Source organism: Egibacteraceae bacterium (genome assembly GCA_040905805.1).
GTDB lineage: Bacteria > Actinomycetota > Nitriliruptoria > Euzebyales > Egibacteraceae > DATLGH01.
Window position 1 is genome coordinate 57450 of sequence record JBBDQS010000001.1, and the last position, 8441, is coordinate 65890.

The 8441-nt window shown below is 69.3% G+C and carries 7 protein-coding genes and 1 riboswitch; all 7 genes read right to left on the reverse strand.

Going from position 1 to position 8441, the window contains the following annotated elements; translation table 11 throughout:
* Window positions 1–32: 32 nt before the first annotated feature.
* Window positions 33–122: riboswitch (cyclic di-GMP riboswitch) on the reverse strand.
* 70 nt (window positions 123–192) lie between these two features.
* A complete protein-coding gene (locus WD250_00290) occupies window positions 193–1419 on the reverse strand; it encodes a type II secretion system F family protein (protein MEX2618635.1) in 1227 nt (408 codons plus the stop codon).
* Between the two features lie 3 nt (window positions 1420–1422).
* On the reverse strand, window positions 1423–2991 hold the full coding sequence (locus WD250_00295; protein MEX2618636.1) for a PilT/PilU family type 4a pilus ATPase: 1569 nt from the start codon (window positions 2989–2991) through the stop codon (window positions 1423–1425).
* A 39-nt stretch (window positions 2992–3030) separates the two neighbouring features.
* Window positions 3031–4710, reverse strand: a complete 1680-nt coding sequence (locus WD250_00300; protein MEX2618637.1) for an ATPase, T2SS/T4P/T4SS family — start codon at window positions 4708–4710, stop codon at window positions 3031–3033.
* A gap of 3 nt (window positions 4711–4713) precedes the next feature.
* Complete coding sequence (locus WD250_00305) at window positions 4714–6018, reverse strand: hypothetical protein (protein ID MEX2618638.1); 1305 nt, start codon at window positions 6016–6018, stop codon at window positions 4714–4716.
* Between the two features lie 15 nt (window positions 6019–6033).
* On the reverse strand, window positions 6034–6636 hold the full coding sequence (locus tag WD250_00310; protein MEX2618639.1) for a hypothetical protein: 603 nt from the start codon (window positions 6634–6636) through the stop codon (window positions 6034–6036).
* 38 nt (window positions 6637–6674) lie between these two features.
* On the reverse strand, window positions 6675–7823 hold the full coding sequence (locus WD250_00315; GenBank protein MEX2618640.1) for a prepilin-type N-terminal cleavage/methylation domain-containing protein: 1149 nt from the start codon (window positions 7821–7823) through the stop codon (window positions 6675–6677).
* Between the two features lie 154 nt (window positions 7824–7977).
* A partial coding sequence (locus WD250_00320) for a hypothetical protein (GenBank protein ID MEX2618641.1) occupies window positions 7978–8441 on the reverse strand: 464 nt, incomplete at its 5' end.

The following is an 8441-nucleotide window of genomic DNA, read 5'->3' on the forward strand; positions in this document are numbered from 1 at the left end:
TCCCGCAGCGGTGCCCCTCGGACATCTGGTAGCGAGGCAGCCCGGCTGGCCGGGGAATGAACGAAAGTCCCGGCTCCGTGGCTTTGCGTCCCCGCCTCACGGCGGGTTTGCCTTGTCTGCGTCCGCTTCCTTGCGATTACTCTGTGTCCGTCGGCACGAACATGGCCCGCCTTGAGCGGAAAGAGGCGTGGGCTACTCGATGAGCTCGAAGATCTTGAACATCGGCATGTACAGGGCGATGACCATGCCGCCGACGACCCCGCCGAGCACGCCGATCATGAGCGGCTCGAGCATGGCCGTCAGGGACTCGGTCATGGCCTCGACCTCCTGGTCGTAGAAGTCGGCGATCTTGCCGAGCATGGTGTCCATGGCGCCGGTGTCCTCCCCGACCGAGATCATCTGCACGACCATCGGGGGGAAGACCGCGTGCCGGCCCAGTGGGCCGGCGACGCTCTCGCCCTCCTTGACCGACATCTTGACGTCGTTGGCCGCGTCGCCGATGACCCCGTTGTTCACGGTCTCCGCGGTGATCTCCAGGGCGGTCAGGATGGGCACGCCCGCGGCCAGCAGGATGCCGAAGTTGCGGGCGAACCGGGTCAGCGCCAGCTTGTGGAACAGCGTCCCGAAGACCGGCAGCTTGAGCTTCAGGCGGTCGAGACCATGGCGCACCCTCGGCTGCTTGCGCGCGTACACAAAGGCCTTCCACGCCGCGGGCGGCACGAACATGATGATGTACCAGTAGCTCGTCAGGATCTCCGAGGCGCCCATCAGGACCGTGGTCGGCAGCGGCAGCGTCCCACCGAGGGAGTCGAACATCTCCACGAACGTCGGCACGATGAAGACCAGCATGATGCCGACCAGCACCACCGCCATGAGCAGCACGACGACCGGGTAGGTGAGCGCCGACTTGATCTTGCGTCGCAGCGCCAGGTCCTTCTCCAAGGTCTCGGCGACGCGCAGCAGCACCTCGTCCAGCATGCCCGCGGTCTCGCCGGCCCTGACCATGGCGACGTAGAGCTTCGGGAACTCCTCGTGGTCGGCGACGGCCTCCGACAGCGACCGACCGGTCTCGATGTCGTTGCGGACCTCGCCGATGATCTCGGCCAGCTTGGGGTTCTCCGACTGCTCCGCCAGGATGTTCAACGCCCGGATGAGCGTCAGCCCGGAGCTGATCATGGTGGCGAACTGGCGGGAGAAGATCGACAGGTCCTTCAACCCGACCTTGGGGCCGAACCCGGGGATCGTGATCGCGGTGTTCAGGCCAGCGCCCGCATTGGTGGCCGTGACCGACACCGGGACGTAGCCCATCTCGCGCAGCTTGGCGACCACGACCTGCTGGTCGGGGCCGTCGAGGGTGCCGTTGTGGGTCTTGCCCGCCCGGTCGCGAACGGTGTACTTGAACTCCGTGGTCGTGGGCATGGCTCAGGCCTTGCCGCAGAGGCGGTTGAAGTCCGGGACGTTGTTGCACTTCTCCAGTGCGGCGCTGTGGGTCACCGTGCCGGCGATCACCAGGTTGGCCAGCGACTGGTCCATGGTGATCATCCCGTGGGCCTTTCCCGCCTGGATCGACGAGTACATCTGGTGGGTCTTGCCCTCGCGGATGAGGTTGCGGATCGCCGGGGTCGCGACCATCACCTCGCAGGCGGCCACGCGTCCCTCGCCGTCGGCGGTCTTGACCAGCTGCTGGCACATCACCCCCTGCAGCGCCCCGCCGAGCATGACGCGGATCTGCTCCTGCTGCTCGGGAGGAAAGACGTCGATCACGCGGTCCACCGTCTGTGGCGCGTCCTGGGTGTGCAGCGTGCCGAACACCAGGTGCCCGGTCTCCGCGGCGGTCAGCGCCACCTGGATCGTCTCCAGGTCACGCATCTCGCCGACGAGGATGACGTCGGGGTCCTGGCGCAGGACATGCTTGAGCGCCTGCGCGAAGCTCAGCGTGTCGGTGCCGAGCTCACGCTGGTTGACCACCGAGCGCTTGTGGGCGTGCAGGAACTCGATCGGGTCCTCGATGGTCATGATGTGGCTGGCCCGCTCACGGTTGATCACGTCGATCAGTGCTGCCAGGGTCGTGGACTTGCCGGAGCCCGTTGGGCCGGTGACCAGCACGAACCCGCGCGGCAGGTGCGCGAAGTTCACCACCTGCGCGGGGATGCCCAGCTCCTCGATCGACAGGATGTCGAAGGGGATGACGCGCATCACCGCGCCGATGGAGTCGCGCTGCTGGAAGACGTTCACGCGGAAGCGGGCGACCTTCGGCACCGCGTAGGAGATGTCGAGCTCCAGGTCGTTCTCGAAGCGCTCACGCTGCTTCTGGGTGAGGATGCCGTAGAGCATCTTCTGCAGCTCGTCGGGCGTCATCACCGGGTAGCCATCCAGGGGCTGCAGCTCGCCTTTCACCCGGATGGTGGGGGCCACGCCGGCCGTGAGGTGCAGGTCGGACCCGCCGTGCTCCAGCAGTCCGGCGAGCACCGCGTCGAGGTCGACGGCCTGCTCCTGTTCGAAGGCGAGCAGCTCCGGCTTGCCTCCCGGCGGGGCGGCTGGGGCCGCCTGCGCGGGCTGAGCGGTGTCGGCGAGCCGGTCGATTGCGGCCTGCAGGTCGGCGCGCACGGCCAGGGCCAGGACCGCGGGCAGGCCGGTCATGGCCGTCACCCGCTCCAGCGCGGCGGTGTTGTTGGGGTCCGCGACAGCCACGAGGACGTCGCCGCCCTGCCCGAAGGCCACCGGCAAGGCGAACAGCTCGGCGGCGACGGTCTTTGGCACCAGTGCCGCGGCCTCCGGATCGACGGCACCAACGGTCGTGTCGGCGAACGGGACCCCGAGCTGCTGGGCGACCATCGTCATCACCTGCGCCTCGGTCACCGCACCCATCGCCACCAGATGCTTGGCCAGCGGTGGCCCGTCCGCAGCCCCGCTCTGGCCGCGCGCGGTCTCGAGCGTGGCGGCGTCGATCAGGCCTTGGGTCAGCAGCGACTCACCGATTGCAATGGTCATGGCGGTAGGCTTCGACGCGTCAGCGTCGCGACTTGAGCGCTACACCACGACCCGGGCGATCTCCTCCAGGGTGGTGAGCCCCATCGCCACCTTGGCCAGCCCGTCCTGGCGAAGCGTGCGCATCCCCTGGGCGACGGCGAACTTGGTGATCTCATCGGTGGAGGCGCGCTCGACGATGAGCCGCTCGATCTCCTCGGAGACGAGCATGACCTCGTGCACCGCCAGCCGACCGCGGTAGCCGGTCGCCGCGCAGTGCGTGCAGCCCACCGCCCGGTACAGGGTCGGCATGCTCTCGGCGTCCTCACGCGTGAAACCGGCGACGTTCAGCTCCGTCTGGGTCGGCTCGTAGGGCTCCTTACACCGAGTGCACAGCTGGCGGGCCAGGCGCTGGGCGAGCACGCAGTCCACCGCGGAGGCCACCAGGAACGGGTCGACCTGCATCTCGGTCAGCCGCGTGACGGCCGACGGAGCGTCGTTGGTGTGCAGTGTCGCCAGTACCAGATGGCCGGTCAGCGCCGCCTCCATGCCGATCTGGGCGGTCTCGTGGTCGCGCATCTCCCCGACCAGGACCACATCGGGGTCCTGGCGCAGGATCGAGCGCAACGCCGAGGGGAAGGTCAGGCCGGCCTTGGGGTGGATCTGGACCTGGCTGATGCCCGGGATGCGGTACTCGACGGGGTCCTCGACCGTCACGCAGTTGACCCCGGGGCTGCTGATGATGTTCAACGTGGCGTACAGGGTCGTGGACTTGCCCGACCCCGTGGGGCCGGTCACCAGGATCATGCCGTAGGGCTTGGTGAAGCTGCGCTTGTAGCGCTCGTAGTTGTCCGCCAGGAACCCGAGGTCTGGCAGCTCCATCAGGACCGAGGACTTGTCGAGGATGCGCATCACGACCTTCTCGCCCGCCACGGTCGGCAGCGTCGAGACGCGCAGGTCGATGCTCTTGCCCGCCGCCGTGACGCTGATCCGCCCGTCCTGGGGGATGCGGCGCTCCGCGATGTCGAGCTCGGCCATGATCTTCAGCCGACTGACCACCCCGGCGTGGATGCGCTTGCTCTGCGTCGTCACCTCGTGCAGCACGCCATCAACGCGGTAGCGCACCCGCAGCTCGCGCTCCTGCGGCTCGATGTGGATGTCCGACGCCCGGTCCTGCACCGCCTGGGTGATGAGTGCGTTGACGAACTTCACGATCGGGGCGTCGTCGAAGACCTCGGTCAGGCCGTCGAGGTCGTCCATGCCCTCGTCGCCGTCGAGGGACTCGGCAACGTCGAGCACCGACTCCCCGGAGCGGGTGTAGCTGTCGATGGCCGCGGTGATGTCGGTCCTGGTCGACACGACCGGGCGCACGTCGCGGTCGGTGGAGGTGCGGATGTCGTCCAGCGCCAACACGTTGGTGGGATCGCTCATGGCGACGATCAGGCGGCCGTCCTCGTCGTAGCCGACCGGCAGGACCCCGTAGCGACGGCACAACGCGGCGGGGAGGCTCGCGGCGGCCAGGGTGTCGACCTGGCGGTCGGTCAGCTCGACGAACTCCAGGCCGAGCTGCATGGCGACGGCCCTCGCCAGGTCCGTCTCCGTGCACAGCTCCAGCTCGACCAGCACCTGCCCCAGGGGCGCGCCGGTGCGGGACTGCTCGACGCGAGCGCGCTCGAGGTCGACCGCCGACACCAGGCCCTCGTCCAGCAGCACGGCGGTGAGCTGACGCTGACCGCGCGGCATCGGTTACTCCTCCCGCCAGCTATGGACGTGGTAGTCGCCGGTGCGCAACCCGCTGGCCATGTCCTCATCGTAGTGGAACTGCCAACCACCCTGGTTCAACACGGTCTTGCAGACGAGCGACCCGTAGATCTCCACCTGCGCGTTGGACTGCTGGTTTCCGCACGAGGCGTTGGGCGCATAGACGGCGGCGCCGAGCTTGGCGTGCTGGCGGACCTGCACCGCGGCCAGCACGTTGTTGCCCTGCGCCGGCTGGTCATCGGCCAGGGTGAAGATCTGCAGGCGCCGGGCCGCCGGCATGTTGGGATCCGCCGGGAAGCCGCTACTGCAGCCGGTGCAGTTCACCTCGACATGCCCGTCGATCTTGATGCGGTCACGCACCACGATGACCAGCCCGTCGTCGGCGGTGACGCTGCTGGGCAACTCGGTCTTGACGTCGAACAGCAGCTCCGAGAAGCAGTAGTAGTCACCGCCGACGCGCAAGTCCGACTCCGGGTCGCTGGGGGCCAAGGTTGCGGCGGCGGGGTCGCCGGTGCCGGTGACGTTGTCCGACGCCGTCCAGCTGGGAAAGCTGCTGCACCCGTCGAGGAGGTCCTGCACCAGCGGCACGCCCACGCCGATGTCGAGCGGCTCATCGACGTTGTAGCGGTGCTGGGGATCGTTGTTCTCGTCGCAGTACACCGAAGCCGACGGACCGCACCGCTCCGGGCCGTTGTTGTCCGGGTTGGCCCAGTCGTGCACGTGCACCCGGTCGGCGTAGTTGGCGCCCGAGCCCGACGAGCCCATGTCGATGTTACCGTTGGAGGCCACGATCCCGAAGCACTGCGGCGACGGGCCCGGGCAGCGCTGCTGCGTCGCGCTGCTGTAGGAGTCGGCACTGTTGCCGCCCTGGAAGTTCACGCCCAGGTGGGTCGCCAGCGAGGTGTCGAAGATCGGTCGGTCGGCGAGCTCGGCGACGACCGTCCGGCTGGCGTCGTTGGGGCCAGTGCCGGTGGACGTCACGACCCACGGGCCGGTCTCGTCCGCGCGGGTGGCCGACCAGGTGTAGTCGTAGCCGTTGGCGGTGCCGCTGCCCGTCGCGCTGTCGCCGACGATCAAATTGCTGTTCAGTTCAAACGCGGCCTCCTCGACCCCCGCCTCGGCAGCGTGCACGACCGTGGTGAACGCACCATCGCGCTGCACGGAGCGCTGCTCCGCGGTCGTGCGCGCGTAGAGCATGCTCGTCAGGCCGGCCATGATGATGACCACCAGCAGAGCCAGCGGCACCGAACCGCGCTCGCCGCCGAGGATGGTGCGCACGGCCGTGCTCATCGCTGTCTCCTTGGCTCAGGCATTACGCAGCGTCACCCGGGTGGCCACCTCGATCGGGGACCGCCCACCCTCCAGGGCGTGACGCACGGTCAGGTGCACCTCGGCGACCTGGTCCAGCGCGGCCTCGAGCACCGCCGTGGATATGAAGGTGCCGGACCCGTCGGTGCACCCGGTGATGCACGACCCGTCGGCGGCGTAGTAGGCGAACAGGGGCTGCGTGCCGTCGGTGACGATCTCGGTCAGCAGGGTGCGGGTGACATCGCTGACGGGCGCGTCCGCCGGGTCCGCCCCGGCCGCCCACACGCGTCGTCGTTCTGTGAGCACCCCATCGGTCACGGTGAAGGTGAGGCGCATCCGCTGGACAGGGTCGCCACGGAAGACGTCGGTCTCCAGGCTGGACGGCGACGCGGCGCCCAAGGCCGCGCCGGTGATGTCGCGGGAGTCCCCGGCCCGGATCTCGCGGCTGACGCCGGCGACGGCCTGGTGGATGGCGGTCAGCGCCGTGATGCGGGACTCGGTGTGGCGCGTCACCTCGTGCGCGGACACCACGCCGGTGGCGACGATGGTGCCCACCACCAGCAGCAGCACCGCCGCCACCATCAGCTCGACCAGGCTCACGCCTGTCTCGTCGTGGCAGCGGGCCCGCAGACCCCCGATCAACACGTATCTCCCACGAGCTGGACTTCGAGCACGGTGCTGCGGCTGACCGTCGCACCGTCGGACCCCCGCTGGCCCGCGGTGGTGATGGTGTTCGAGCCGGGGGCGAGGGAGCCGCCGGGAATGGTGGCGGTCAGCAGCGAGCCGCCGGCAGTGGCCGTGGTCTGCTGGGCGTTCACCGTCCCGCTCTCGTACGTCACGGTGACGGTGTCCTCGTCGACGAGCCCATCGATCTCGGTGTCGATGTCGACCGGGTCCACCAGGCTGGTGACGCACACCGTCGAGGTCACCGAGACCACCGCCAGCGGCTGCAGGAAGCGCACGAGCGTGCTGCCGATCACCTCCTGCTCGTAGGGCGAGGCCCGCGTGGCCACGAAGGTGAACAGCACGTCGCCGTTCGGAAAGGTGTGCCCGTCCGCGGCGGTCACCGTCCCCGACCAGTTCAGATGGTCACTGCTGACGAGCGACCGCTCGGTCACGTCGGTCACGCCACGCTGCACGTAGCGGGCCGCGACGAAGTCGGCCTCAGCCGACGTCAGCGCCGTGAGGGCGAGGCTGTCGTTCAGGGTGGTGTCGAGGGTCCCGTCACTGTTGATGTAGACCAGCTCGGGCGCCACCCCCAGCAGGCTCAGGACGAAGTCGCTGCCGGGCGCCTCGTCGGGGGTGGGGCTGCGCAGCGAGTCGACGCTCACGCTGCGTGCCTGCCCGCGGTCGGACCAGTCCAGGGCCACGCGCAGCTGCTTGTAGTCCTGGGCGGCCGAGGTCTGAGTGTTGTCGATCCACACGATGGAGCGGCGCACCGTGACCGTCAGGCCGGATGCGTCGAGCGTCTCCTCCGGCAGGGGGGCGCGGGCATCCACAGGGCGCTGGCTGGCCAGCAGCACGGTGTCCGGCGGGATGGCCCCGTCGAAGTCGTCGTCGTAGAAGCCCACCTCGTCGAAGGCCAGCACCCGCAGGTTCTCCAACTCCTCGTTGGCCAGGGCGGTCGCCTTGGTGCGGCTCTCGGCGTTCTGCACCGAGACCAGCGCGGTGGTGAAGAAGCTCGCCGACGCGCTCATGACCACGCCGAGGATCACGAACGCAACGAGCATCTCCACGAGAGAGATGCCGTCGTCGCCGTCGAGGCGACGGCGCAGGCGGGTGAGCATCGGGGCACGCTTCCGGTCGAGGATGGATTCCGTCCTTCTCCGGTGTCGACAAGTAGAGTCCGAACCTTGAGCGGCACACCCAGCGGCGTGGCGTTCACCACCCGTGGGTTCGGGGGCCGGCCCCACGCAAGCGGCACGCGCCGCCCGCCCAGCCTCAGGGCGTGCCGGCCTCGTCGCGCCAGATGCGCAGCGGGCGGTTCATCGCATCCAGCGTCGCGCGCACGGCAGCGACCCGCGGGTCCCCCAGGGCCAGCGCGGACCCGAGGAAGGTCTGCCGCCCACGGGGCCCGGTGCAGTGCACGCCACCGATGACGTAGCGGGGCCGCGTGCCGTCGGGGTGGTCGACGACATCGAGCCAGCCGAGCTCGGCACGCATCCCGGTCTGGAGCAGCACCTTCATCGCCTCCAGCGTCGCCATGGCGGCGGTGCGCGGGCTCTCGACGCTGGTGACGGGACCGGCAGCGCGGCCGACGAGGCGTCGGTCATCCATCGTCAGCGTGACCTCGATGATCGGTTCCTCCTGGCTGCCGACCTCCAGGCGGGCGAACGTCGGCAGGCCCGGTCGGTCGGGGAACGGCCCGGCGACGGCATCGTCGGCGGGGCCGCGTCGAGCCGGCA

Excerpts from the sequence above, each read along its gene's own strand:
- WD250_00290 (MEX2618635.1), bottom strand. The coding sequence starts at position 1,419 with ATGCCCACGACCACGGAGTTCAAGTACACCGTTCGCGACCGGGCGGGC.
- WD250_00295 (MEX2618636.1), bottom strand. The coding sequence starts at position 2,991 with ATGACCATTGCAATCGGTGAGTCGCTGCTGACCCAAGGCCTGATCGAC.
- WD250_00300 (MEX2618637.1), bottom strand. The coding sequence starts at position 4,710 with ATGCCGCGCGGTCAGCGTCAGCTCACCGCCGTGCTGCTGGACGAGGGC.
- WD250_00305 (MEX2618638.1), bottom strand. The coding sequence starts at position 6,018 with ATGAGCACGGCCGTGCGCACCATCCTCGGCGGCGAGCGCGGTTCGGTG.
- WD250_00315 (MEX2618640.1), bottom strand. The coding sequence starts at position 7,823 with ATGCTCACCCGCCTGCGCCGTCGCCTCGACGGCGACGACGGCATCTCT.